At 74.9% G+C, this 26,070-nt stretch carries 18 protein-coding genes; 14 read left to right on the top strand and 4 right to left on the bottom strand.

Annotation, left to right across the window (positions count from 1 at the left end):
• Positions 1 to 121: 121 nt before the first annotated feature.
• From BLV24_RS15100 to arsB, 7 genes are all read left to right on the top strand, one after another.
• A complete protein-coding gene (locus tag BLV24_RS15100) occupies positions 122 to 2,416 on the top strand; it encodes a galactosyltransferase-related protein (protein ID WP_176954771.1) in 2,295 nt (764 codons plus the stop codon).
• Positions 2,406 to 5,309 (top strand): glycosyltransferase, encoded by a 2,904-nt coding sequence (locus BLV24_RS15095; RefSeq protein ID WP_092683242.1) that lies wholly within the window; start codon positions 2,406 to 2,408, stop codon positions 5,307 to 5,309. Before BLV24_RS15100 ends, BLV24_RS15095 begins: the two co-directional genes overlap by 11 nt.
• Complete coding sequence (locus tag BLV24_RS22040; RefSeq protein WP_176954770.1) at positions 5,306 to 5,470, top strand: hypothetical protein; 165 nt, start codon at positions 5,306 to 5,308, stop codon at positions 5,468 to 5,470. Before BLV24_RS15095 ends, BLV24_RS22040 begins: the two co-directional genes overlap by 4 nt.
• Positions 5,467 to 6,894, top strand: coding sequence for a DUF6212 domain-containing protein (locus BLV24_RS15090; RefSeq protein WP_092683240.1), 1,428 nt, complete (start codon positions 5,467 to 5,469; stop codon positions 6,892 to 6,894). The genes BLV24_RS22040 and BLV24_RS15090 overlap by 4 nt, the downstream gene beginning before the upstream one ends.
• Positions 6,895 to 7,189: 295 nt before the next feature.
• On the top strand, positions 7,190 to 8,305 hold the full coding sequence (locus BLV24_RS15085) for a polysaccharide pyruvyl transferase family protein (protein WP_092683238.1): 1,116 nt from the start codon (positions 7,190 to 7,192) through the stop codon (positions 8,303 to 8,305).
• Positions 8,306 to 8,452: 147 nt separating this feature from the next.
• Positions 8,453 to 8,848 carry an ArsR/SmtB family transcription factor gene (locus tag BLV24_RS15080; protein WP_092683236.1) on the top strand — a complete coding sequence of 132 codons (396 nt, stop codon included), beginning with the start codon at positions 8,453 to 8,455 and terminating at the stop codon, positions 8,846 to 8,848.
• A gap of 67 nt (positions 8,849 to 8,915) precedes the next feature.
• Positions 8,916 to 9,995, top strand: a complete 1,080-nt coding sequence (arsB, locus tag BLV24_RS15075) for an ACR3 family arsenite efflux transporter (RefSeq protein WP_092683234.1) — start codon at positions 8,916 to 8,918, stop codon at positions 9,993 to 9,995.
• A gap of 46 nt (positions 9,996 to 10,041) precedes the next feature.
• Here the strand turns inward: arsB and BLV24_RS15070 are convergent, their stop codons facing one another.
• The 3 genes from BLV24_RS15070 to hisD form a co-directional block, all read right to left on the bottom strand.
• Positions 10,042 to 10,806, bottom strand: a complete 765-nt coding sequence (locus BLV24_RS15070; RefSeq protein WP_092683232.1) for an SDR family NAD(P)-dependent oxidoreductase — start codon at positions 10,804 to 10,806, stop codon at positions 10,042 to 10,044.
• A gap of 529 nt (positions 10,807 to 11,335) precedes the next feature.
• Entirely contained in the window at positions 11,336 to 12,253 is a 918-nt protein-coding gene (purU, locus tag BLV24_RS15065) for a formyltetrahydrofolate deformylase (protein ID WP_092683230.1), read from the bottom strand.
• A gap of 405 nt (positions 12,254 to 12,658) precedes the next feature.
• Positions 12,659 to 13,945: a histidinol dehydrogenase gene (gene hisD, locus BLV24_RS15060; protein WP_092683228.1), complete on the bottom strand. Its 1,287-nt coding sequence runs from the start codon at positions 13,943 to 13,945 to the stop codon at positions 12,659 to 12,661.
• Positions 13,946 to 14,593: 648 nt separating this feature from the next.
• On the opposite strand from hisD, the gene BLV24_RS15055 reads away from it, so the two are divergent.
• Together BLV24_RS15055 and BLV24_RS15050 are read left to right on the top strand one after the other, a co-directional pair.
• Positions 14,594 to 15,856, top strand: a complete 1,263-nt coding sequence (locus BLV24_RS15055; RefSeq protein WP_092683226.1) for an acetyl-CoA hydrolase/transferase family protein — start codon at positions 14,594 to 14,596, stop codon at positions 15,854 to 15,856.
• Between the two features lie 131 nt (positions 15,857 to 15,987).
• Positions 15,988 to 16,449, top strand: coding sequence for a hypothetical protein (locus BLV24_RS15050; protein WP_143040326.1), 462 nt, complete (start codon positions 15,988 to 15,990; stop codon positions 16,447 to 16,449).
• Between the two features lie 253 nt (positions 16,450 to 16,702).
• Here the strand turns inward: BLV24_RS15050 and BLV24_RS15045 are convergent, their stop codons facing one another.
• The gene (locus BLV24_RS15045) at positions 16,703 to 18,271 is read right to left on the bottom strand and encodes a protein adenylyltransferase SelO (protein WP_092683222.1); all 1,569 of its coding nucleotides are present in this window, start codon (positions 18,269 to 18,271) and stop codon (positions 16,703 to 16,705) included.
• Between the two features lie 778 nt (positions 18,272 to 19,049).
• On the opposite strand from BLV24_RS15045, the gene BLV24_RS15035 reads away from it, so the two are divergent.
• The 5 genes from BLV24_RS15035 to cobJ all read left to right on the top strand — a co-directional run bounded on the left by BLV24_RS15035 (position 19,050) and on the right by cobJ (position 25,895).
• The gene (locus tag BLV24_RS15035; protein ID WP_245710592.1) at positions 19,050 to 20,216 is read left to right on the top strand and encodes a sirohydrochlorin chelatase; all 1,167 of its coding nucleotides are present in this window, start codon (positions 19,050 to 19,052) and stop codon (positions 20,214 to 20,216) included.
• Positions 20,213 to 21,889 carry a precorrin-8X methylmutase gene (locus BLV24_RS23000; protein ID WP_342707998.1) on the top strand — a complete coding sequence of 559 codons (1,677 nt, stop codon included), beginning with the start codon at positions 20,213 to 20,215 and terminating at the stop codon, positions 21,887 to 21,889. Before BLV24_RS15035 ends, BLV24_RS23000 begins: the two co-directional genes overlap by 4 nt.
• Entirely contained in the window at positions 21,886 to 23,169 is a 1,284-nt protein-coding gene (gene cbiT / locus BLV24_RS15025) for a precorrin-6Y C5,15-methyltransferase (decarboxylating) subunit CbiT (RefSeq protein WP_092683218.1), read from the top strand. The genes BLV24_RS23000 and cbiT overlap by 4 nt, the downstream gene beginning before the upstream one ends.
• Positions 23,166 to 23,924: a precorrin-2 C(20)-methyltransferase gene (cobI, locus tag BLV24_RS15020; RefSeq protein WP_092683216.1), complete on the top strand. Its 759-nt coding sequence runs from the start codon at positions 23,166 to 23,168 to the stop codon at positions 23,922 to 23,924. The genes cbiT and cobI overlap by 4 nt, the downstream gene beginning before the upstream one ends.
• Before the next feature lie 135 nt (positions 23,925 to 24,059).
• Positions 24,060 to 25,895: a precorrin-3B C(17)-methyltransferase gene (gene cobJ, locus BLV24_RS15015; protein ID WP_092683214.1), complete on the top strand. Its 1,836-nt coding sequence runs from the start codon at positions 24,060 to 24,062 to the stop codon at positions 25,893 to 25,895.
• Positions 25,896 to 26,070 lie beyond the last annotated feature (175 nt).

Genomic DNA, 26,070 nt, shown 5'->3' with positions numbered 1-26,070 from the left:
GCAGGGGAAGCGCCGGGGAGGCGCGCGCCGCTTGTGGCGAAGGCCGGCGGCATGTTCTATGCGGGGGGCGGCGCCGCATTCTCCCCGTCCCCCGTCGGCGCGCCGCAACCGAGCAGGCGCCATGGACAGCCCCCGTTTCGACCCCGACCCCGCCGCCCGCGTCGCCGCGACATCCGGCGCCCAGGCCCCGCGCTTCGATTTCGGCATCGTGCTCGCCCTGCGCCTGCATGAGGGGAACCCCTGGGCGCTGGAGCGGCTGGAGCGGATGGCGGGCTGGTATGACGCGCTCCCCCCGGTGCGGGTGGTCGATTTCGGCTCGCGCGAGCCCTTCGCCGGGCGGCTCGCCCGGACCTGCGCCCGCCACGGCTTCGCGGTCACGCGGGTCGAGGATTTCGGCGCCTTCTCGCTCGCCGCCGCGCGCAACGCCGGGATGCGGGCGGAGGGCCCGGCCCTGCGCCTGATCACCGATATCGACTTCTTCCTGCGCCCGCGCGATTTCCTGCGGATCCAGGAGCTGATCGAGGCGCTGGACCTGCGCGACCGCATTGACGGGATGCTGAACCTGCCCGCCTGGCACCTGTCCGAACCCGCCACCGCGGCGCTGCAGGCCGCGCCCGACCCGGGCCGTTTTCTCGACCGGCTGGCCTTCGACGCCACCCACCGGCCCTTCGGCGGCGACAGCGACATCGCCTTCGCCGCCCCCTATTCCAACGTGTTCCTCATCCACCGGGATTTCTTCGAACTGGTCGGCGGCTATGACGAACGCTTCCGCGGCCATGGCTCCGAGGATTTCGAGTTCCTGACCCGCGCCGGGCTCGTCTCCGGCTGGATCGCCCCGCCCGAGCGGCTGGAGAACAACGGCTGGGGCCCGCTCCGCCCCGGCTTCTTCGCGCCCAAGCCCTATGCCGGGCACCGGCGTTTCCTCGAAGCGCTCGCGCTGCCGACGGAGCTGACCGGCCTGCGCGCCTTCCACCTGCATCACCCCACCGCCGACCCGGCCTCCGCCGACGGCTGGATGTCGGAGAACGACCACAAGCGCGAGCGTCTGGCCGAGGCTTTCGGCGCCTATCTGGAGGACCGCGCCGGGCTGGTCGCGGTCGATCACCTGCCGCGGCCGCGCCGGGCGTTGTGCGTATGCCTTTCGCCCCTGCACCGGGACGCGTTCCTGCCCTTCCGCCTGCTAGGCTACCGGCTGGAGGCCCTGCGCGGGGCGGAGCCGGAGGCGCTGGCGCGGGCCGAGGCGGGGTTGCGGGCGGAGGCGTTCGACCTGCTGCTGGTCTTCAACCCCGACGCCGAGGCCCACGCCCCCTTCCGCCCGCTGATCGAAACCGCCCGCGCCGCCGGGGTCGAGGTCGCGGTCGCGCAGTTCGGCCCCCTGCCGGGCACGCTGGCCTATGCGCCGGACATGCTGGACCGGGCGCCGGGCTTCGACGCGCCGGCGGTGGCGGCCGACGCCTTCTCGGAGGCGGAGCTCGCCGCCGCCGCCGCCCTTCTCGCGGAGCTCGCCGCGCGGGCCGAGGCCGTCGCCCTGCCGGACCGCGCCGGGCCGGGCCCGCGCATCCTCGTGCCGCTGCAGGCGCAGGCCGATCTTCACGGCGCCCGGACCGGCGCCGATGCCCAGAGCTACGCGCGCTTCGTCGCCGGGCTCGACGCCGCCGCGGCGGCGTATCCGGAGGCGGAGCTTCTGGCGCTGCCCGATCCCCGCGCCCGCGCCCGGCCGCGCTTCGCGGCCCCCAATATCCACTGGCTGCCGGCCGGGGAGATCCCCCCGGCGGGGATCGACGCCGTGATCTGCCACAGCGCGCGGGCCGGACTGGTCGCCGGCCTGCTGGGCAAGCCGGTGATCTGCACCGGCCGCGGGGCGCCGGCGGTGCGGCTGGGGCTGGCCGGATCCGCGCCCGACGCCGCCGCGGCGCTGGCGCGGGCGATGTCGGCCGTCGCCGCCCGAGGCGGCGTTCCGTCCGACGCCCCGACCCTTCCGGATGAGCCCGCGCAGGCGGAAGGCGACCTGGCGCGCGTCACCGCGGCGTGGCTGACGCATCGGGCGCTGTCGGCCTGCGTTACTCCGTCCGGGCCGCTGCGACCGGGCTTGCCCGACGGGCGGCGCTATGATGGTCTCGCCGTCAGCCGCCTCCGATGGCGCGGGAGCGGGCTGGCGCTGGCCCGCATGGCGGCCTCCGGGCGCAGCTCTCCCGAGAGCTACGCAGGCGGACGACTGGGTATGCTTGACGCGCCGTCACGGCGGCGAGAACGGACCGGACAGATGCGAGATGGGGGCGACGGCGCAAGCGCGCCGGCGGGGAAGCGCGACGCCGGGCAGGGTCCGGCGATCGGGGCCGCGACCCGCAACGTGAAAGCCTGGATCGGGCGCAGGCTCGGTCCGCGCGGTCAGGGAGGCCCGCGGCATGGCGCGTGATCCCAGGGACCTGATCGGCGGCGTCACCGGCCTGCGCTGGCTGCGCGGCAAGCGTGACGGCAAGGAGGACGCGCCCGCCTCCGAACCGGCGCCCGCCTCCGAACCGGCGCCCGCCTCCGACTCCGGGCCCGGCTCCGACTCGGCTCCCGCCAGGGCCCGCGTCCCCGGCAAGCCGACGCCTGACGCGAAACCCGCCCCGTTCCGCCCGGACATGGGATCCGGGGCGGCCGAGGCCGCGCCCGCATCCGAACCCGCGGCGCGCCCCGCCCCCAGTGCCGCCCCCAGTGCCGGCCTCCGTCGCCGGCGGCCCGAGCCCGCGCCCGCCGAACCCGCTCCGCAGCGCGCCATCGGCGTGGTGATCCCGGTCTTCCGGCATGCGGTGCTGGTGGATGAAGCCATCCGCTCCGCGCTCGACCAGGACGGCCCCGGCGCGGCCCGCATCGTCATCGTCAACGACGGCTGCCCGGACCCGCAGACCGCGCTCGCCCTGCGTTCCTGGGCCGAGGCGCACCCGGACAGGATCTCCGTCGTCCATCGCCCCAACGGCGGGCTCTCGGCGGCGCGCAACACCGGCATCCGCTGGCTGCTGGCCAACGCGCCCGAGATCGAGGCGCTGTTCCTGCTCGACGCCGACAACCGGCTCGACCGCATGGCCATGCGCGCCTTCTCCGCGATGCTGGACCGCGATCCGGCGAGCGACTGGTTCTACCCCGAATTCGACTTCTTCGGCCTGGACGGCTGCACGTCGAACGGCGGCCCCTATTCGGTCCTGTTCCACTCCGCCGCCAATACCTGCGAGGCGGGCTCGCTGGTGCGCCGGCGGGTGTTCGACGCCGGCCTGCGCTTCGACGAATCCATGAAGCTGGGCTACGAGGACTGGGATTTCTGGCTGACCGCCGCCGGCAAGGGCTTTCGCGGCGCGCCGATGGACGCGCCCGCATTCCGCTATCGCAAGCGGCCTGAGAGCATGCTGGCGGGCTCGCATCGGGACGATTCCGAGATTCGTTCCTATATGCGTCGAAAACACCGCTGGATCTATTCCGGCCGCGGCGCGCTGGCGCTGGAACACGCGGAGGCCCCGCGCTACCGCCTGTTCACGGCCGGCGAGCCCGACACGCTGGCCTTCACCGACCCTAGGGCCGAGCCGCAGCGGCTCGACGAAGTGGCCTTCGCCAGCCAGGTCTGGGGGGCGCTGAACGCGCCGCACCATGTCGGCGCGGGCGCCTTCTGGGTGGCCGCCGACCCCGCGGCGCTGGCGGCGCTGGACCGGGCCGGCATGCTGCGCTTCGCCTTCTGGGACCTGGAGCGGCGGCTGGAGCAGGGCGCCGCCCTGGCGGTGCTGCGCGTGCGCCCGACCCCGCTTGGCCCCGGCTCCGATCACCTGAGCCTGGTCGAGGACGCGGAGGCGACCGGCCCCGGCCTCGCCGCCGTGTCGATCGAAGTGGCGGAACGCGCGCTGCGCTTTCCCGAGTCCATGCCCGGCCTGCTCGGGAACCAGTCCTCGCGCAGCCTGTCGCTGCCTGACTGGACCCCGCCGCAGAAGGTCTCCGATCCGGTGGAGCGGCTACGCGAACGCCTCGCCTCGCTGGCCCGCCGGCCGTTCCGGGGGAGCCTCGGGCTCAAGCCCGACTGGCGCGGAGCGTGGACGCAGCGGCGCTCCAACTCCGCGCGGGTGGCGCGCAAGGCGGCGGGGACCGGGGTGCTGTATCCCGCGCTGAAGGGCGACCGGCCGCGGGTGTGCTTCCTGCTCAACATCGCCGAATTCGGCGGGGTGGAGCGCGTGACCGCCCAGGTCGCCGCCGCCATGCGCCGGGCCGGGCTCTCCACCGCGCTCTGCGTGGTGGGCACGCGGCCGATCCAGCCGCTGCCCGACCTCGAAGACGCCTATGAGGAGGTGTTCTGGGGCGGGGTCGAGCATCCCGGCTCGGTCGGCGACGCGCTCTATCTCGGCACGCGGATGCCCAACACGCCGCCGGGCTCGCCGGACCTCGTGGGGCTGCTGGCGGGCTATGACGCGGTGATCCTGTGCCACCCGACCGTGGTCACCACCCTGCTGGGCGAACTGCGCGGCCACGGCGTGCTGACCGCCTTCTACGAGCATCTGCTCAACCGCACCGTCTACGGGCGGATCGAGGGCGGCCCGGTGATCGCGCTGGCCTATGAGGCCGCCGCCGACCTGCTGCTGACCTGTTCCGAGGGGCTGCGCGGCTGGCTGACCGCCCGCGGCGTGCCCGCGCGCAAGGTGCTGGCGCTGCCCAACGCCGCCGGCTACCCGATCGCCGAGGACCGCCGGATCGCGGCGCTGGAGGCCCGGCGCGCGCTGCCCGCAGACCGCCCGCTGCGCGCGCTGTTCATCGGCCGCTTCGACCCGCAGAAGGGCGTGGACCGGCTGGTCGCCATCGTCGAGGAGATGGCCGATCGCAGGATCGACATGGACTGGCGGGTGGTCGGCAAGCCCGTGCTCTCCAACGGACCGGGAGAGCTGGCGGAGATCGAGGATCTGGTCGACATCCGCCCCGCCACCTCCACCCCCGAGGGCCTGACCGAGCATTTCGCCTGGGCCGACGTGATCGTGCTGCCCTCGCGCTACGAGGGCCTGCCCCTGACCATCGTCGAGGCGCAGCGGGTCGGGACCGTGCCCATCGCCGCGGATGCCGGCCAGGTGAGCGAGCGCATCGTGGAGGGGGGGGACGGCTTCGTCGTGACGCAGAGGGGCTGCGTGGCGGAGACGGTCGCGCATCTGGCGCGGCTTTCCGCCGACCGGGCGGAGCTGGCGCGGATGTCCGAAACCGCCGCCGCCGGCGATCACAGCTGGGACCGCGTCGCGGCGCCCCTGATCGCGCGGGTCAACGCCCATGTCGCCGCCCGCGCGAAGAAGGAGGCCGGAGCATGAGCGTCGCGCCCCCCGCCGCCCTCGCCCTCGCGCTCGCCCGGCGGCCCCGTTCCCATTCCCATTCCCATCGCCCCGCGGCCTGCGCCTTCGCGCCCGCCGGGCCCCTCGCCTCGGCCCTGGGCGGCCGGGGCGCCTCCAACGAGGAGACGCGCCCGAAATGACCCTCACCGCTCCCCTGATCCTGGCGCCCCGGGCGCTTGACGACGCGGCGCTCACCGGGCTCGCGGCGCCCTTGCGGCGGGCCTCGGTCGAAGCCTGGGTCGATGCGCTCGACCGGCTGATGGGCGAAACGCCCGCCTCCGAAAGCGGCGCCGAGCCCGCCTCCGAAGGCGACGCGCTCGCGGGCGACGAGGACATCGCCGCCCTGCTGCTGCCCCCCGGCGCCCGCGGTCCGGCGGTCAAGCGGGCCCGCGACTGGGCCGACAAGCTCGCGATCCCGGTCTACGAAGGCGACGCCCCCTTCGGCCCCGAATTCGACCGCTGGCTGACCGGGACCCTGCTGGAACGCGCCGCCACCGCCCGCCGCGACGCCGCCCAGTCCCGCGCCGCCGCGGCCCTGCTGCGCGAGGAGACCGAGACCCTGCAAAGCGCCTTCGCGGAGCTGGAGAGCTTCGCCTATGCGCTCGGCGCCCCGAATTTCTCCACCGTCGCCTCGATCCCCGCGACCGGCATGCCGCTGGTGCTGGAACAGAGCCGCGCGCGCGCGGTCGTCCAGCACATCCCGTCGGACCTGCGCGGCCTGGTGGCGGTGGATCTCAACATCCTCAACAACCGCGCCAAGGGCGCCCAGACCCTGCGGCTGATGCTGCGCGACCGCAACGGCACGGTCTTCGCCCGGACCGACCCCATCGCCTGCGCCGGGCTGAAGACGGGCTGGACCCGGTTCAACTTCGGCACGGCGGTCGAGGTCGCCAGCCGCGACGCCGAACTGGTGATCGAGCTCGACCCCAGGGGCGAAAAGGGCGGCGTATGGTTCGCGCTGGGCCCGGCGGCCCCCGCGGAACGGCTGCGGGCCGCCGGCCCCGACGGCGCCCCGCTCGCCGACGCGCCGCTGGCCCTGCGCGCCTATCGCGGGACGCCCGGCGCCCGCCTGCCGCGCCTGATGGGAGAGCCGGAGGGCGCCACGGGCGCGAGCCTGCTGATGCCCAGGGACGCCCCGCGCCCGCGCCGCCTGCTGACCGAATCCGAAGACGGCTCCCCCGGCGTGAAGTTCTGGCCCAAGGAGAACGCGATCCTCGTGCATCCCCCCGCCAAGGGCTGCACCTTCGGGGTCATCAAGAAGGTGGCGGTCGAGAACCTCGTGGGCGTCGACGCCATGGTCAACGTGCAGAACCCGCACGCGCCGGCGATCAACTTCGCGCTGGGCGCGGCGCCGTCCTCCGACAGCTCGGCCCGCGACCCGATGGACGTGATCGGCGACTGGATCACCCTGGGCCCCCGGCAGTGGGGCGAGGCGCATGCCTGGTGGGACAAGCCGATCACCGGGGAGGTCGACCTGATCCTCGCCACCTCGATCGCGCGGGGGGAGCCCTCGGATACCTGCTGGGCGCTGTTCCGCGCCTTCCGTCTTCATACGGCCGACTGACGGGCGGGGGCGGGGGCGGGGGCAGGGGCGCCGTCTCGGGCGCGGCCTCGGGCGGGGCGGCGCGCGGCGCGGATCGTCCGGACCAGCGGCGCCGCGATGCGGCCGCGGCATCGCCTCGCCCGCTTGAGAAGCCCCCCGGCGCGTGTTACGCCCACCGCCGCCGGCCGTCGAACGCCGGGGACGAAGCGGCCCGCGCCCTCGCCCCCGGACCCCGCGACGCCGGCATGCGCCGAAAGGACCGCAGCGCCGGGAGGGAGCCTCGCTCCGCCGCGCGGTCAGCCTGGGAGGTCCGAAGTTGGCCGATACCGCACTGGTTCACTTCAATCACTCCGAGAAGGAGAACCTGACCTCCTGGCCGGACATGCGCACCGCCGCCTGGCGCCCCAATTACGGGGATATGCTGGTCTGCGCCGCGATCATCCGCGAGCTGGACCTGGGCGCGACCGATCGGGTCGGCTTCGGCTATGACCTCAAGACGAAGGTGAACCGCGCGATCGTCCGCGGCTCGACCTACATCCACAGGAATTTCAACTTCCACGAGGCCAACCAGACGCTCGACAGCATCGACGCGCCGCTGGCCATCGTGGGGCTGGGCGCGCAGAATCCGACGCTGGACCTCGACTTCGTGGACGATCTCGACGGCGCCCGCGAGTTCATCGCCCGCCTCAACGAGAAGTCCGAGAGCATCTCGGTGCGCGGCGAGTTCTCCGCCGCGGTGGTCGAGAAGCTGGGCGGCGAGAACATCCGCATCACCGGCTGCCCGTCGCTGTTCTACCTGGGCGACTGCCCGCGGGTGGACGTGCCCGAGATGCTGTCGCGGCCCGAGCGCCGGCTGGGCATCTCCCTGCATACCGGCCTGATGCGCAACATCTTCTGCGCCGACCCGGTCTCCGCCCGCCGCATGCATGCGGTGTGCATCGACCACGCGGTCAACAACGCCTCCTCGGTGTCGCTGTTCGAACAGGGCGTGCTGACCGAGTACAACGTCGCCGACCGCCGCCTGCCCTTCGACGAACGGCTGGAGAGCGCCGAGAAGATCCTCGCCCAGATCCAGGGCGACGATCTGATGAGCGCCTATGACCTGATCGCGCGCATGGTCTCGGTGCGCTCCATCGAGGAATGGCTGTCCAAGGCCCGCGATCTGGACGCCATCATCGGCTTCCGCTTCCACGGCAACATGGTGGCGCTGCTGCAGGGCTCTCCCTGCTTCTACTACACCTACGACTCCCGCCTGAAGGAGTTCTGCGACATCTACAACCTCCCCTCCCGCGACGTGGCGGATGAGTGGGAAGACCCGATCGACGTGATGCTGGACCACGACTGGGACGAGACCAACGCCCGGTTCGAGACCTGCTACACCGAGCTCAAGGCCTTCTACGCCGAGAACGGGTTCGTCAGCCGCCTCGCCTGAAGGCGGCGCCCGGCCGCCGCTTCGGGCGGCCCGCCATCGACCGCGAAATGCGAAAGCCCCGCGCCGCCCCGGCCGGGGCTTTTCCTTTGCGTCGCAGCGCCGCCGCGGGGGTTGCGTGCGGGGTGATATTTCCATACTTCCTGAGTTATGGAACTATCTGAATCGCCTCCTCCCCCCGACGCGCCTTCCGGCGCGGCCTCCGACCCCGGCTCGGACGCCGCGACGGCGCTCGCGGCCTTCGCGGCGCTGTCGCAGGCCACGCGGCTCGACGCGCTGCGCCTGCTGATCGAAGCGGGGCCCGAGGGCCTGCCGGCCGGAGACATCGCCGCACGGCTGGAGGTGCGGCCCAACACGCTGTCGCCCAATCTCGCGATCCTCGTGCAGGCGGGGCTGGCCCGGAACCGGCGGGAGGGGCGGACCATCCGCTATTTCGCCGATCTCGACGGGCTGCGGCGGCTGGTGGGCTTCCTCGTTCAGGACTGCTGCGGCGGCCGGCCCGAGCTTTGCCGGCCGCTGTTCGACGACCTCCGCGGCGCGCCCTGACGCGCGGCGCCGCGCATCGCATCGCTTCCCGCGCCTCTCTCCCCCACAGCTTCAAGGAACGCTTCGCATGACCCTCTCTTCGTCCAAACCCGCGCCCGCCCCCGGCGGGCTGGGGCTGTTCGAGAAATGGCTGTCGCTCTGGGTGGCGCTGGCCATGGCGGCGGGGCTGGCGTTGGGGGAACTCGCGCCCGGCCTGTTCCAGACCCTCGCGGGCTGGGAGGTGGCGAAGGTCAACCTGCCGGTGGCGGTGCTGATCTGGGCGATGGTCTGGCCGATGATGGTGGGGGTGGATTTCGGCTCGATCGCCCAGGCGGGGCGGCGGCCCAAGGGGCTGGCGATCACGCTGGTGGTGAACTGGCTGATCAAGCCCTTCACCATGGCCGCGCTGGGGGTGCTGTTCTTCCAGCACGTCTTCGCCGCCTGGATCGACCCGGCCGAGGGGCGGGAATGGCTGGCCGGCCTGATCCTGCTGGGCGCGGCCCCCTGCACGGCGATGGTCTTCGTGTGGTCCAACCTGACCCGGGGCGACGCCGCCTACACGCTGGTCCAGGTCAGCGTCAACGACGTGATCATGGTCTTCGCCTTCGCCCCCATCGTGGCCTTCCTGCTGGGCGTGGGGAACATCGTGGTCCCCTGGGGGACGCTGCTGCTGTCGGTGGGCCTTTATGTGGCGGCGCCGCTGGTGGCCGGCATCGCGATGCGGCGCCGGCTGACGGCGCGCGGCGGCGCGGCGGAGGTGGCCCGGTTCCAGGAGCGCGCGCGCCCGGCCTCGGTCGCGGGGCTGCTGCTGACGGTGACGCTGCTCTTCGGCTTCCAGGGGGGCGTGATCCTCGACCGGCCGCTGGCCATCGGGCTGATCGCCACGCCGCTGCTGATCCAGTCCTACGGGATCTTCTTCGTCGCCTATCTCGCCGCCCGCGCCCTGCGCGTCCCGTTCGAGGTCGCGGCCCCCTGCGCGCTGATCGGCACCTCGAACTTCTTCGAGCTGGCGGTGGCGGTGGCGATCAGCCTGTTCGGCCTCGGCTCGGGCGCCGCGCTCGCCACCGTGGTCGGGGTGCTGGTGGAGGTGCCGGTGATGCTGTCGCTGGTGGCCTTCGCCAACCGCACCCGCGGCTGGTTCCCCGCCGCCGAGGCCGGCAAGGGCTGACACAGGGCAGGGGGAGGGAGGGCGCGTCCCTCCCCCCGCCCTCCCCTCAGCGCGCGGTCCAGCCCCCGTCGGCCATCAGCGCCGAGCCGGTGAACAGCGTCGAGGCGTCGGAGGCGAGGAACACCACCGCGCCCATCAGCTCCTCCAGCGTGCCCACGGTCCCGCGGGGGATCGAGGCCTTCACGAATTCCCGGAAGGCGGGTTTCTCGAAGAAGGGCGCGGTCATCGGGGTTTCGATGAAGGTGGGGCAGAGCGTGTTGGCCCGGATCCCGGTCCCCGCCAGGTCGATGGCCATGGCCTTGGTGAAGCCCTCCATCGCGTGTTTGGAAGCGCAGTAGAGCGCGCGCTCCGGCCCACCCACATGGCCCATCTGGGACGAGATGTTGATGATCGAGCCGGCGATCCCCGCCTCCGCCATGCGTCGGGCCGCGGCCTGGGCGGCGAAATAGGCGGCGCGCACGTTGAGGCCCATCACCAGGTCGAAATCCTCGGGCTCGGTGTCGAGGAAGGCGGAATGGCGGGCGGTCCCGGCGTTGTTGACGAGGATGTGGAAGGGGGCGGCGGTCTCGAAGAACCCGCGCAGGGCGGCGAGGTCGGAGACGTCGAGCGCCACGGCCTCGGCGCTTCCGCCCTCGGCGCGGATGGCGTCGGCGACGGCCTCGATCTCCGGCAGGGTGCGGGCGAGCAGCGTGACCTCGGCCCCCGCCTGGGCGAGCGCGTGGGCGCAGGCGAGCCCGATGCCGCGCCCGGCCCCGGTGACCACGGCGCGGCGGCCGTCAAGGCGGAAGGAGGGGGTCTGGGGCGCGGCCATGGCGGTCTCCGGGTCGGTTGGGGACGGTGGGGGGCGGAGACCGAGAGAGGCCGGGCGAAGCGTCCGCTGTCAAGGCGCCGCCGGGCCGGGCGCGCGACGGGGCGGGCTTCGCGCGGGCGCCGCGTCGAGGGTCCGCTTGCGGCCCGCGCTCGCCCGCGGCGCGGGGCGGCGGGGGCGCCTTGTGGCGACGGGCGCCGGTGGAGGCGGCGGGTGACGTGAGGCCGGCGGCGATCGGGCTTGTCGGGTCGCGCATCGCTGGCGCGGGGCTGTCCGGGGACGAGCCGTCCCGTGGGGGGCCCGGCGGCAGGATCGGCTGGCGGGCGCCGGCGGAACCGGGGGCCAGGCGCGGGGGGGGGCCGGGGAGAGCATGAGCTCACGGTCAGCGCCTCCGAACAGCGCCCCGGATCGAGGCGGGGAGACGTCGCCGCCCTCGTCCGGGTTCCCCGCGGCGCGGGCGCCCGGGCGCGGCTGGGCGCAAGGGTCGTCGCGCCGCGCCCTCGCGGGCAAGCGGCGCGCCGGCGCCGGCCGCTTACTTCTGGAACACCACCGTCTTGTGACCGTTGAGCATGACCCGCCGCTCCAGATGCGCCTTCACCGCCTGCGCCAGCACCCGGCTTTCCACGTCGCGGCCCGCGGCCACGAAATCCTCGGCCGACATGGCGTGGGTGACGCGCTGGGTCTCCTGCTCGATGATCGGGCCCTCGTCCAGGTCCGGCGTCACGTAATGCGCCGTCGCCCCGATCAGCTTCACCCCGCGCTCGAACGCCTGGTGGTAGGGCTTGGCGCCCTTGAAGCTGGGCAGGAACGAGTGGTGGATGTTGATGACCTTGCCGTAGAGCCGCTTGCTGAGCCCGTCCGACAGCACCTGCATGTAGCGCGCGAGGATCACCAGATCCGCCCCGCTCTCCTGCGCGAGATCCAGCAGGCGGGCTTCCTGATCGAGCTTGGTCTCCTTGGTCACGGGCCAGTGGCGATAGGGCACGCCCTCGCGCTCGGCGTCGGCGCGGCAGGTCTCGTGGTTGGAGACGATGGCGACCACCTCCGCGTCCAGCCAGCCCACCCGGATCTGGTAGAGCAGATGCTGCATGGCGTGGTCGAATTTCGAGACCATGATGATGATGCGCGGCTTGCGGGCCTGGTCGGTCAGGGCGATGCGCATCTCGTAGCGGTCGACGGCGGGGCGCAGGGCGCGGTCCACGTCCTCGATGCTCAGCCGGGCGGGGACCCGGAAGGCGATGCGCATGAAGAAGCGGTTGGTGAGCGGGTCCCAGAACTGGTTGGACTCGGAGATGTTGGCCCCCAGCGCGGCGAGCTCGGTGGTCACCGCGGCCACGATCCCCGGCTTGTCGTCGCAGCTCAGGTTGAGGATGCAGGTATGCTCCTCGGGGCCGCCCGGGGCGGTCGCGGGCGAGGCGGCGGCGCGGGGCGGGGGCGCGGTTTCGATCATCTCAGGCTCCTCATCGGCGCGCGCCTCGCTGGGGGACTCGCTTGGGGTCGGCGCTGGGGCGGATCATGGTCACGTCGCGTGACCCGCCCCGCGTCCGGTCGCGGCGTTTTCGCGCCGGTTCGCGACCTGCGCAAGGGCGGATCGGGCGGGAGGCGCGCCGGGCGCCGCGTCGAGGCCGCGCGGGCGGAACCCCGGGCGCCCGCGGCGCGCTGAACCGGGGCGCGGAACCAGGGGCGCCGAACCGGGGCGCTGAACCGGGGGGCGCGGGCCGCGAGGTCCCGGGCGGGCCGGCGGAGGAGGACACGGCTCCGCGCGCGCCCGGCCCGACGGCGGCGCCGGCGCCCGGGCGAAGACGGCGCCTGGGTCGGGGCGCCGCCTCCCTCCGCTTCCGCCCGGCCGTCCGGCTCAGCCGTTGCGCCCGCCATAGCGGCGCACGCGGATATCGGCCTGCTCCTTGTGCCCCGCGAAGCCTTCCAGCGCGCAGAGGCGCGAGCAGACCTCGCCGACCCGGGCCGAGGCCTCGTCGGTCAGCACCTTTTGCCAGGTGCAGGTCTTGAGGAATTTTCCGACCCACAGCCCGCCCGTGTAGCGCGCCGCCTTCAGGGTGGGCAGCGTGTGGTTGGTGCCGATGACCTTGTCGCCATAAGCCACGTTGGTCCGCGGCCCGAGGAACAGGGCGCCGTAATTGGTCATGGTCCGCAGGAAATAATCGTCATCCGAGGTCATCACCTGCACATGCTCCGAGGCGATGGCGTCGGCGACCTGCGCCATCTCCGCCAGGTCCTCGACCACGATCACCTCGCCGTAGTCGCGCCAGGCGGCGCCGGCGGTCTCGCCGGTGGGCAGGACGGCGAGCTGGCGCTCGACCTCGGCCATGGTCTCGCGGGCCAGCTTCTCCGAAGTCGTGACCAGCACGGCGGGCGAGGTCGGGCCGTGCTCCGCCTGGCCCAGCAGGTCGGCGGCGCAGAGCTCTCCGTCCACGGTCTCGTCGGCGAGGATCAGGGTCTCGGTCGGGCCGGCGAACAGGTCGATGCCCACGCGGCCGTAAAGCTGGCGCTTGGCCTCGGCCACGAAGGCGTTGCCGGGGCCCACCAGCATGTCCGTGGGGGCGATGGTCTCGGTCCCCAGCGCCATGGCGCCCACGGCCTGGATGCCGCCGAGCACGTGGATCTCGTCCGCGCCGGCCAGCGCCTGGGCGGCGACGATGGCGTCGGCCGGCCTGCCCTTGTAGGGCGGCGCGCAGGTCACGATGCGGGGCACGCCCGCCACCTTGGCGGTGACCACCGACATGTGGGCCGAGGCGACCATGGGATATTTGCCGCCGGGCACGTAGCAGCCGACCGCGTTCACCGGGATGTTGCGGTGGCCGAGGATCACGCCGGGCTGGATCTCCACCTCCACGTCTTGCAGGGCGTCGCGCTGGGCCTGGGCGAAGGCGCGGACCTGGGCCTGGGCGTAGCGGATGTCCTCCACGTCCCGGGGGGAGAGCCGGTCGATGCAGGCCTGGATCTCGGCGTCCGACAGGCGGAAGGACTCGGGGGTCCAGCCGTCGAATTTCCCGGACATCTCGCGCACCGCGGCGTCGCCGCGGGCGGAGATGTCGGCGAGCGCGGCCTCGACCGTGGCGCGGACCTTCGAGGCGTCCTCGGCGCGGGCCTCGGCGGAGCGGGCCTGCTTGAGCCATCTGGCCATGTGGTTCTCCCTGCTGGCGCGCGCGGGGCGCGGGGCTGCTGGCGCGCGGGGCGCGCGTCTTGCCATCGGGTTTCGCGGGCCGGGGGCGCGGGGTCAAGCGGCAGGGCGAGCGGAGACGGGAAGAGCGGGGATGGGGAGAGCGGGGACGGGGTGGTGACGGGGAGAGCGGAGAGGGGGGCGCCGCGTCGACCCGCGCGCCCGGTTGCGCCGGAGCGCCCGCGGCGCGTGGCGAGGACGGCGAGCGTGGCGGAGGGGCGAGAGCGGCGACGGTCGGGAAGGGACCGAGGCCGAGGAAGGGGAGGCGGAGGCGCGCGAGCCCGGGGCATCGCCGCGCGCGGGGGCGACGCGCGGCAGGGCGGCGATGCGCGGCGCTGCTTGTGCTCGGCGGGGCCGCCCGGCTGGCGCCCTCGGCGGGGCGGGGCGGGGCGGCGCGGGCCGAGGGCCGGGGAAGCGGGTGCGGGGGGCCGGGGAAGCGGGCGCGGGGGCCCCATCCCGCGCCCTTCCCTCGTCCTCCGCCTCGCCCCGCCTCGTCCCGGTTTCCCCGCCCCGGTTTCCCCGCCCCGTCTTCCCCGCCCCGCATCTCGCCAAAGCGCCCCGCATCGCCTAGCGTCCGCGCCAACCCAGAAGCCGACCCGAGGAGCCCCGCCGATGCCCACCGCCCCCGCCGTCTCGGCCCGCCCGCCCGCCGACGCCTGGTCGCTGTTCGGCCCCGGAGACCGGGTCTGCCTCGCCGGCGCGGGCGGAGAGCCCCGCGGCGCCCTCGCGGCCCTCGCCGCGGACCCCGAGCTTGGCCGCGGCCTGCGCTTCACCGGGGCCTGGCTGCCCGGCGTCAACGACTTCGACCCGTCCGAGGGCGTGCCCGACGCCTCCGCCTCCGTGGTCTTCGTCAACCCCGCCCTGCGCGCCGGGTTCGAGGCGAAGCGGGTCGAGTTCCTGTCCCTCAACTACTGGCACCTGGACCGCTGGCTGTCGGGCCCCGCGGGGCTGACCGGGGCGATCATGCAGGTCTCGCCGCCGCAGGACGGCTTCGTCACCGCCGGCATCGCCTGCGATTTCGACCAGGCCATGCTGGACGGCGCGAAGACCGTGGTGGGGGAAATCAATCCCGCCATGCCGGTCCCCCCGGGCGCGCCGCGCATCCCCGTCTCGCGCTTCGCCATGCTGACCGAGGCCGCGACCCCGCTGCCCACCTACGACGCCGGCCGCCTGCCCGACGACCTGAAAAAGGTCGCCGCCACCATCGCCGGCATGATCGGGCCGGGCGACACGGTGCAGGTCGGCATCGGCAAGGCCGCGGCGGCGGTGATGGAAGCGCTGGAGGGCCACCGGGACCTCGGCTATCACGCCGGCCTGATCATCGAGCCCTTCAAGGACCGGCTGGAGGAGGACGTCTTCTCCCGCGGGATCACCACCGGCACCATCATCGGGTCCGAGGACCTCTATTCCCGCGTCGCCCATGATCCGCGGATCCGGTGGGAGGCGGTGCGCGTCACCCATCACCACCCCACCATCGCCGCCATCCCCCGCTTCGTGTCGATCAATTCCGGGCTGACCGTGGACCTGATGGGCCAGACCACCTCGGAGATGCTGGGCGGACGGCAGATCTCGGGCCATGGCGGTTCGGCGGATTTCCAGCGCGGGGCGCGGGCCTCGGACGGGGGGCGCGCGGTGATCGCGCTGCCCGCCACCGCAAGGCGCGGGACCGAGAGCCGGATCGTGCCGCGGCTGGAGCCGTCGGGCGTGGTCTCGCTGCCGCGCGGGGACCGGGATATCGTGGTCACCGAATACGGCGTCGCGGATCTGCGCTGGCTGGGGATCGACGCGACGGCGGAGGCGCTGATCGCCATCGCCGCGCCCGAGTTCCGCGACGGGCTGGCCAATGACTGGGACGCGATGCGCCGGGCCATGTGAGCCCCGGCGCCGGCCGGAGCGGGAGGCCGGAGCGGGAGGATGGAGCGATGCGCGACGCGCGAGATCGGCGATCAGGGCGCCGGCGGCCGGTTTCCGCCGGCGGGGGGCGCGGCCTGGCGGGGGCGCTCGTCTTGTGCCTGGCGGCGGCGCCCGCCCTCGCCCAGGCCTCCGACCCGGCGGCGCCGGCCGAGCCGCTGACCGGCCCCGAGAAGCTGGCCCGGCAGCAGAAGATCGCCGCCGCGGAATGCGCGCGCTATGACGGCGTGTTCTCGCTCGCGCCGGGGGCGGTCACCGAGATCGACCTGACCGGGGACCGCGAACCGGAGATGATCGTGGATTTCCGCTTCTTCTCCTGCTCGACCGTCCATCAGCTCTATTGCGCCACCGACGCCTGCCCGTTGCAGGTGCATGAGGGGGTCGCGACCACCACCTGGCGGGCGCTGGACTGGCGGCTGGTGGAGTGGGGGCCCGACAGGGTGCTGATGATGATGCGCGAGGGCGACATCTGCGGCGCCGCCACGCCGGAAGTCTGCTACGAGGCCGCGATCTGGCGCAACGGCCGGTTCCTGACCGCCGGGCCGATCCCGCAATAGGCGGCGGGGGCGGGGTGGGCCGGGGCGCGAGGAAGGCCGGGCGTCCGGCCGGCCCTCGCGCCCGCGCTGGCGCGCGACGCGTCGCCCCGCCCTGACGCCCCTCTCTCCGCCCGGTCATTCCGTCGGCGCTCCTTTGTTCACCCGTGCTCGCAGCCGGCGCGCCCCGACGCACGCGCCCCCGGTTCAGCGCGCCGCGAGCGCGCCGGCGCGGCCTGGCGGGTCCGGGACGCGGCGCCTGCGCGACGCGGAAGGTTCAGGTGCCGCAGAAGGTGCGGGTCACGGCTTCCTCCGGCCGGGCGGGGGCCATCAGGTCGGCGCGCTCGGGCTGGTCCTCGAAAGGCCGGGTGATGGCGGTCAGCAGCCGCGCGAACGGGGCGAGGTCGCCGGAGGTCGCGGCGGCCGCGATCGCCTCCTCCACCCGGTGGTTGCGCGGGATGAAGGCCGGGTTGGCCGCGCGCTGGGCCGCCTGCCGCTCGGCCTCGGGCCGGGGTTCGGCGGCGAGCCGCGACCGCCAGGCGCGAGCCCAGGCGTCGAAGGGCTCGGGGCGCTTGAAGAGAGCGCGCACGGCCGCGTCGGTCTCCGGTCCGCCCGCATCGGGCAGGGCGCAGAGACCGCGGAAGGTCAGGGTGAAATCCGCCTCGCCCTCTGCCATCGCCTCCAGCAGGTCCTCGACCAGGGCGGCGTCCTCGGGGCGGGCCTCCTCCAGCCCCAGCTTGTCGCGGAAGCGGGCCAGGCGCTCGGCCTCGTAGGTCTCGGCGAAGGCGTCCACGGCGGCCTGGGCGTCGGGCAGCGCCGCCTCCTGGTCCGCATCGATCAGCGGCAGCAGGCATTGCGCCAGCTGCGCCAGGTTCCACTGCGCGATCCGCGGCTGGTTCGCATAGGCGTAGCGCCCGAACTGGTCGATCGAGGAATAGACCGTGTTCGGATGATAGGCCTCCATGAAGGCGCAGGGGCCGTAGTCGATGGTCTCGCAGGCCGCCGACATGTTGTCGGTGTTCATCACGCCATGGATGAAGCCGAGGCTCGTCCACCGCGCGATCAGCGCCGCCTGTCCCGCGACGACGGCCTGGAGGAGCGCCAGCGCCGGGCGCTCCGCCTCCGCCGCCTCGGGGTGGTTGCGGGCGATCACCAGGTCGGTCAGCCGGCGCAGCGCGTCGAGATTCTCGCGCGCATAGAAGAACTGGAAGGTCCCGACCCGGACATGGCCGCGCGCGACGCGCAGGAGGGCGGCGCCGGGCAGCTCGGTCTCGCGGGCCACGGTCTCGCCGGTCACCAGCGCGGCCAGCGCGCGGGTGGTGGGGACGCCAAGGGCATGCATGGCCTCGGACACGAGATATTCGCGCAGCACCGGCCCCAGCGCCGCCCGCCCGTCCCCCCCGCGGGAGAACGGCGTGCGCCCGGCGCCCTTGATCTGCAGGTCGCGCCGGATCCCGTCGCGCCCCACGACCTCGCCCAGCAGCACCGCCCGCCCGTCGCCGAGCTGCGGGACCCAGCCGCCGAACTGGTGGCCGGCATAGGCCATGGCGAGCGGGTCGGCCGCGTCGGGCAGGTCCTGACCGGCGAGAAAGGCGACCCCCTCGGGCGAGGCGAGGAAGTCGGGTGAGATCCCCAGCGTCTCGGCCAGCGCGGGGTTCAGCGCGGCGATCGCCGGGGCCGGGAAGCGCGCCGGGGCGACGCGGGCGTGAAACGCCTCGGGCAGGCGGGCGTAGACATTGTCGAAGCGGATGTCGGCGGCCTGCGCGGCGAGCGGCGCGGTCTCGGCGTCGCCGGCCGGGGCGACGGCGCGGGCTTCGGTGGGGGCGAGGTCGGAGGCGGGGGCCATCGGAATCTCCTCGGGATCGCGCCGGCGGGGGCGCGGGGGGTTCCCCTCTGATGTCGGGGCGCGCGCGCCGCTGTCAACCGGACCCGCGGAATTCCGGGGTCGGGAGCGGCGCGATCACCCGCGCGCCGGTGGCCCCCGGGCGCCCGCGCCGCGCGCCAGCGTGGCGCGGATGGACCGGGCGCGGATGGACCGGGCGCGGATGGACCGGGCGCGGATGGACCGGGCGCGGATGGACCGGGCGCGGATGGACCGGGCGCGGATGGACCGGGCGCGGATGGACCGGGCGCGGATGGACCGGGCGCGGATGGACCGGGCGCGGCCTTGCGGCCTGGGGCCGGCGCCGCCTTCTCGCGGGCGCCGCGCGGCGCGGGCGCGCCGGCGCCGCTCTCGTCCGGGTCGACGCGCCGCTCCCGGCCCGCGCGGAGCCGCCCCGCCCGATCCCCGGCCCGGGCGTCTCCCGCCCGCGACCCGTCGCCTCCCGCCTTGCCCGGCCCGTTCGCCCCTGCTACCCCTCGCCCCCACTGACGACGCCGCGAGGCTGACCGGAAGGATCCGACCGCCGACCCATCCCGGGGGCGCGAGGCTCCGTCGTCGAGGGAGCGTCGAGCCCGGCCAAGGGCCCGCGCCCGTCGGGTCCGCGCGCGTCGTCCGAGCCAGGCGGGAAGGACGCGTGATGACCAACACCCCCCAGCAATCCCGCCGCGAGGGCGCCGCCGGCGCCGACGCCGCGCCCGCGCTGCGCGATCCCGCGGCCCCCGCCGCCGAGAAGATCGGCGTGATGATCTGCGGCCACGGCTCCCGCTCCCAGGCCGCGGTGGACCAGTTCGCGGTGCTGGCCCGGAAACTCCCGGCCCTGCTGCCTCCCGAATGGCCGGTGGATTACGGCTATCTCGAATTCGCCAACCCGGTGATCCGCGACGGGCTCGACCGCCTGCGCGAGGCCGGCTGCAACCGCATCCTCGCCGTCCCCGGCATGCTCTTCGCCGCCATGCATGCCAAGAACGACATTCCCACCGTGCTCAACACCTACGCCGCCCGCCACGGCATCCGGGTGGACTACGGGCGCGAGCTCGGCGTCGACCCGCGCATGGTCCGCGCCGCCGCCTCCCGCATCGAGACCGCCGTGGCCGAAGCCGACGCCGCCCATGGCCCGGTCGCGCGCCACGACACCTGCCTCGTGGTCATCGGTCGCGGCGCCTCGGACCCGGACGCCAACGGCAACGTCTCCAAGATCGCGCGGCTGCTGTGGGAGGGGATGGGCTTCGGCTGGTGCGAGGTCGGCTATTCCGGCGTCACCTTCCCGCTGGTGGAACCCGCGCTCGAACACGCCGCGCGGCTCGGCTACAAGCGCATCGTCGTGTTCCCCTATTTCCTGTTCACCGGCATCCTGATCGACCGCATCTACGGTTTCGCCGACCTGGTGGCCGCGGCGCATCCCGACATCCAGTTCGCCAAGGCCGGCTATCTCAACGACCACGACCTGGTGATCGAGACCTTCGCCGAGCGGGTCACGGAACTGCTCGACGGTCCCGCCGCGATGAATTGCGGGATGTGCAAGTATCGCGCGCAGGTGCTGGGCTTCGAGGCCGAGATCGGCGCCCCGCAGGAGAGCCACCATCACCATGTGGAGGGGCAGGGCGCCTCGGCCCCCGGCTCGAATGTGGAGGATTGCGGGCTGTGCGACACGTTCTGCACCGGCGCCTGCCGGCTGGAGGGTGTGGGGGGGCATTCGCATGGGGGGGCTCACGATCATGCGCACCCGCACGATCATGGCCATTCCCACGACCACCCGCATGACCATGCTCACGGGCACGGGCATGGGCACGGGCATGGGCACGGGCATGGGCATGGGCATGGGGACGACCATCACCACGCGCCCTATCCCCATGCGGATCACCCGCTGGGGCCGGAGAGCGTCCGCAAGCACCTGAAGGCGCCCGAGTGAGCCAGTCCGCCGCGGTCCCGACGCCGGCGCCGATCGCGGCCCCCGACCCGGCCCCCGACCCGGCCCGCCTCCCGACCCCTGGTCCGGCCGGGCGCCCGGCCGCGACCCGCTTCGATGCGGTGATCGCGGTGGACTGGTCGGCGGCGGCGAAACCCGCGCGGGGCGCGAACAGCATCTGGATCGCCTGTCGCCGTCCCGATGACGCGTCCGCCCCCGCCCCGGAGAATCCGCCCACCCGCGCCGCCGCGCTCGACCGGCTGGCCGAGCTGCTGGGCCAGCGGCTCGACGCGGGCGAGCGGGTGCTGGCCGGCTTCGACTTCCCCTTCGGCTGGCCCGAGGGCGCCGCCGCCCGCATCTTCGGCCGCCCCGGCTGGCGCGCGGTCTGGGAGGGGCTTTTCGGCGGCCTCTCCGACGCGCCCGACAACGCCAACGACCGCTTCGAGCTCGCCGCCCGGCTGAACCGGCGGGGCGGGGCGTTCTGGGGCCATCCCAACGGCCCCGCCCGCCCCGACCTGCCCGCCCGGCGCCCCGTCCACTTCCCCCATGCCGAGCACCGGCTGGCCGAGACCGCGGCGTCGGCGCTGGGCGCGCGGCCCAAGACGGTCTGGCAACTGAACGGCGCCGGCTCGGTCGGCGGGCAGGCCATCACCGGCATCGCGGCGCTGGAACGCCTTCGCGCCCATCCCCGCCTTGCCGGCCGCGTCCGCATCTGGCCCTTCGAGACTGGCTTCGCCCCCGCCCCCTGCGCGCCGGGCGAGGCGGTGTTCGCAGAGATCTACCCCTCGCTCCTCCCCCCTCATCCCGACGCGCCCGTCAAGGATGCCGGCCAGGTCCGCGCGATGGCGGAGGCGCTGGCGGGGCTCGACCGCGCCGGAGGGCTCGACGCCCTCTTCGCGGCGCCCGAGGGCCTGACCGATCCCCAGCGCCGCGCGGCGGAGACGGAGGAGGGCTGGATCCTCGGCCTCGGCCACGCGCCGGCCCTGCGCCGCCACGCCGCCCGCGCCGGCTACGAACGCGACCCAGCCCGGATCTACGCGAAAAGCTTCGCCATCGTGCGGGCAGAGGCGCGGCTGGACCGCTTCCCCCCCGACCTCGCCGAACTGGCGGTGCGCGTGGTCCACGCCTGCGGGCAGGTGGAGGCGGCGGACGGGCTGGAGGCCTCGCCCGACGTGATGGCGGCCGGGCGGGCGGCGCTGGCCGCCGGCGCTCCGGTGATCTGCGACGCGGCCATGGTGGCGCACGGGATCATCCGGCGCGGGCTGCCCGCGGGGGTCGAGGTGCTGACCGCCCTCGCCCATCCCGACTGCGCGTCGCGGGCGGCGGCGATCGCCAACACCCGCTCCGCCGCGGCGATGGAGCTTCTGGCCCCGCGCATGGGCGGGGCGGTCATCGCCATCGGCAACGCCCCCACGGCGCTGTTCCGCCTGCTGGAGCTGATCGACGAAGGCGCCCCCCGCCCCGCCGCCATCCTCGGCTTTCCGGTGGGCTTCGTCGGCGCGGCCGAGAGCAAGGCGGCGCTGGCGGCGGACCCGCGCGGCGTTCCCTTCGCCACGCTGCACGGCCGCATGGGCGGCTCCGCCATCGCCGCGGCGGCGGTCAACGCGTTGACGCTGGGGCTGCGCGGCGACGGGCTGGCGCTGCCGGGGGCGCCCGACGGGAAGGACCCGACATGACGGAACTCTGGCTTCAGATCATCGGCATCGGGGAGGACGGGCTCGCCGGGCTCTCCCCCGACACCCGCGCGGCGCTGGGCGCGGCCGAGGTCATCGTCGGCGGCGCCCGGCATCACGCCCTGGCCTCGGACGAGGCGCTGGCCGCCGCCGCGGCGCGGGGCGAGGTCGGCTGGGCCGGCGCCGGCGCGCCCGACGCCTCATCCGCCCGCCCCGCGGTCGAGCGCATCCGCTGGCCCTCCCCCTTCAACGCCCTCGTCGAGCGCATCGCGGGCTTCGAAGGCCGCCGCACCGTGGTGCTGGTCACCGGCGACCCGCTCTGGTTCTCCGCCGGCGCGCGGCTGGCCGAGGCCTTCCCCGACGCGGTCATCCACCCGCAGCTCTCCGCCTTCCAGCTCGCCGCCGCGCGCTTGGGATGGCGGTTCGAATCCTGCACGCCGCTCACCGTGCATGGCCGCGATGCGGTCGCCATCCGGCCCCATGTCCAGCCGGGCGCGCGGCTGCTGATCCTCGCGTCGGGGCCCGAGACCGCGGCCGAGGTCGGGGCCCTGCTGGTCGAGGACGGCTATGGCGCGAGCCCCCTGCGCGCGCTTTCCCATGTCAACGGACCGAAGGAGGCCTGGACCGAAGCCCCCGCCCATGCCTGGGGCGAGGGGCGGCTGCCGCCGCATCCCGGCCTGACCACCCTGGCGGTGGCGTGCGTCGCGGGGCCGGAGGCGCGGCTGGCGCCGGCGGTGCCGGGGCTGGCGGACGACCTCTTCGCCCATGACGGGGTGATGACCAAGCGCGAGGTGCGGGCGATGACGCTGGCCCGCCTCGCCCCCCTGCCGGGCGGGATGCTTTGGGATGTGGGCTGCGGCTGCGGCTCGGTCGCGGTGGAGTGGATGCGGGCCGCCCGCGGCGCCCGGGCGGTGGGGATCGAGCCCCGCGCCGACCGCCGCGCGCTGGCCGCCGCCAACGCCCGCCGCCTGGGGACGCCGGGGCTGGAGATCCGCGAGGGGACCGCCCCCGACGCGCTCGCCGGCCTGCCGGCGCCCGACGCGGTGTTCCTCGGCGGGGGGCTGAGCGAGGCCGCGGTCGACGCCGCCCGCGCCGCCCTGCGTCCGCGCGGCCGTCTGGTCGCCAACGCCGTGACGCTGGAAAGCGAGGCGCTGCTGCTCGCGCTCCATGGCCGGTTGGGCGGAGACCTGACCCGCATCTCGATCAGCCGCGCCGCCCCGGTCGGAACGCGCACCGGCTGGCGCCCCTCCATGGACGTCACGCAATGGAGCCTCGAAACATGAGCGGCGCCCCCGATCCCGTTCCCGTTTCCGTCCCCGACCCCTCGCACGGCACGCTCCACGGGCTGGGCCTCGGCCCCGGCGATCCGGAGCTGATGACCCTGAAGGCCGATCGGCTGATCCGGTCCTGCCCGGTGATCGCCTACCCGGCCCCGGACCATGGCGAGAGCTTCGCGCGGTCCATCGCCGCCGGCTCGATCCCCGTGGGGGTCGAGGAAATCCCCATCGTGATCCCCATGCGGGCGGCCCGCGCGCCGGCGCAGGCGGTCTACGACCGGGCGGCGGCGGTGATCGCGGCGCGGCTCGAAGCCGGGCTGGACGTGGCGGTGCTGTGCGAGGGGGACCCGTTCTTCTACGGCTCCTTCATGTATCTTTTCGCGCGGCTTTCCGGGCGGTTCCGCACGCAGGTGGCGCCGGGCGTCAGCGCGTTGACCGCCTCGGCGGCGGTGGCGGGACGGCCCCTGGCGGCGCGGGACGCGGGCCTGGCGGTGCTGCCGGGGACGATGCCGGAGGCGGAGCTGGCGGCGCGGCTCAGGGTGATGACCGCCGCGGGCGGCGGGGCGGCGATCCTCAAGGTCGGACGCCGGCTGCCCCGGCTGAGGGCGCTGCTGGAAGCCGAGGGACTGGCGCGCCGCGCCGTCTATGTGGGCCACGCGACGCTGAAGGGGCAGGTGGTGGCGCCGCTGGCGGAGGCGCCGGCGGAGGCGCCGTATTTTTCGATGATCCTGGTGCCGGGGACCGACGCGCATGTCGGCTGAGGGGGAGCGGCGCGTCGGCCCGCGCGCCCCTGGCCGCCGGGGCGCCCGCGCCGCGCGGGGGCCGGGGCGCGGGTGGCGACGGACGCGGACCGGCGACGTTTGCAAGAGGGGAGACGTGCTGTGAGCGCGACGGAAATGGCGGGCCGGGTCCCGGCGGTGGTGTGGTTCTCGCCCTCGGCGGAGGTGGCGGCGCGCGCGGCGGCGGCGGCGGTCGGCGGACGCGCGGCGCCCTGCGGGGCGGCGGGGCCGGAGGCCGCGGGCGACGGCGTGGCGGCGAGCCTGCGCGGGCTCTTCGCCTCCGGAACCCCCATCGTGGCGGTGATGGCCGCGGGGATCGTGATCCGGGCGCTGGCGCCGCTGATCGGCGACAAGCGGACGGAACCCGCGGTGGTGGCGCTGGCCGAGGACGGCGCGGCCGCCGTGCCGCTGCTGGGCGGGCATCGCGGCGCCAACGCGCTGGCCCGCACGCTGGCGCAGGCGCTGGGCGGGGTCGCGGCGGTGACCACGGCGGGGGACGTGAGCCTCGGCGTGGCGCTGGACGAGCCGCCCGCGGGCTGGCGCCTGGAAAACCCCGAGGACGCGAAGCCCGCCATGGCCGGGCTGCTGGCGGGCCGCCCCGCGCGCCTGTCGGGAAAGGCCGACTGGCTGGCCCCGCTGGGCGACCGGGTGACCCGCGCCCCCGCGCCATCCGAGCCGGGCGCCCCGGTGGTGCTGACGGTCGAGGGCGCCGTCCCGCTGATCTGGCGGCGCGCGCGCATCGCGCTGGGCGTCGGCTGCGCGCGGGGCTGTCCGCCGGAGGAGCTGATCGGGCTCGCCCGGCGCACGCTGGCGGAGGCCGGGCTATCGGCCTGGGAAGTCGCCTCGGTCCGGTCCATCGACCTGAAGGCGGATGAGGCCGCGGTCCACGCGCTCGCCGCCGATCTGGGCGTGCCGGCGCGGTTCCATCCCGCCGCGGAGCTGGAGGCCGAGGCGGGGCGCCTGCGAACCCCGTCCGAAGTGGTGTTCGCCGAAACCGGCTGCCATGGCGTCGCCGAGGGCGCGGCGCTGGCCGCCGCGGGGCCCGACGGGCGGCTGGTCGCGCCCAAGGCCAAGACCGCCATGGCCACCTGCGCGGCGGCGGAGATCGGGACGGCGCCGGGGGCTGCGGGCGCGCGTCGCGGGCGGCTCTCGGTCGTGGGCATCGGGCCGGGGGCGGCGGACTGGCGCACGCCCGAGGCTTCGCGCCTGATCGCGGAGGCCGACGAACTGATCGGCTACGGGCTCTATATCGACCTGCTGGGCCCGCTGGCCGCCGGCAAGCCCCGCGCCGACTTCGCGCTGGGCGAGGAGGAGGCCCGCTGCCGCCACGCGCTGGAACGCGCCGGAGAGGGGCGGAACGTGGCCCTGATCTGCTCGGGCGACGCCGGGATCTATGCCATGGGCGCATTGGTTATGGAGCTTCTGGATCGGGAAACGCATAGATCCGGGGTCTCCGCCGCCGCCCGTCGGGTCGAGGTGGTGAACGCGCCCGGGGTTTCGGCGTTGCAGGCGGCCTCGGCCCGGGCGGGGGCGCTGCTGGGGCATGATTTCTGCGCGATCTCGCTGTCGGACCTGCTGACCCCGCGCGAGGACATCCTCAAACGGCTGAAGGCGGCGGCGGAGGGGGATTTCGTGATCGCCTTCTACAACCCTGTCTCGCGCCGGCGCCGGGAGCTGCTGGACCGCGCCCGCGACATCCTGCTGGCGCATCGGCCCGCGGATACGCCGGTGCTGCTGGCCCGGAGCCTCGGGCGGCCGGAGGAGGCGCTCAGGCGACGCACGCTGGCGGGGCTGAGGACCGACGAGGTCGACATGATGACCGTGGTGCTGGTCGGCGCCTCGCGCAGCCGGGCCTTCGAGACCGGCGACCGCGGGGCGGGGGCCGAGGGGCGCAGGCTCTATACGCCCCGCGGCTACGCCAGGCGGATCGACGCGCCCGCCGCGGCGGAGTGACGTCGCCCCGCGCGGCGCGAGCACGGCGGGGACGGGAGCGGCGCGCCGACCGGCCCGCCCGTCCCCGACCCGGGCGCCCGCGCCGCGCGGCCCGGCAGGCGCCCGGCGGAACCGTTTCCGGCGGGACGCGGGCGCGCACATCGACCCCCGGCCCCTGAAGGCCCGGGAGGAAACC

Origin of the sequence: Albimonas donghaensis, from assembly GCF_900106695.1 — a bacterium.
Lineage (GTDB): Bacteria > Pseudomonadota > Alphaproteobacteria > Rhodobacterales > Rhodobacteraceae > Albimonas > Albimonas donghaensis.
The sequence above is the reverse complement of the archived record's forward strand: the minus strand, read 5'-3'. Positions and strand labels throughout refer to the sequence as shown.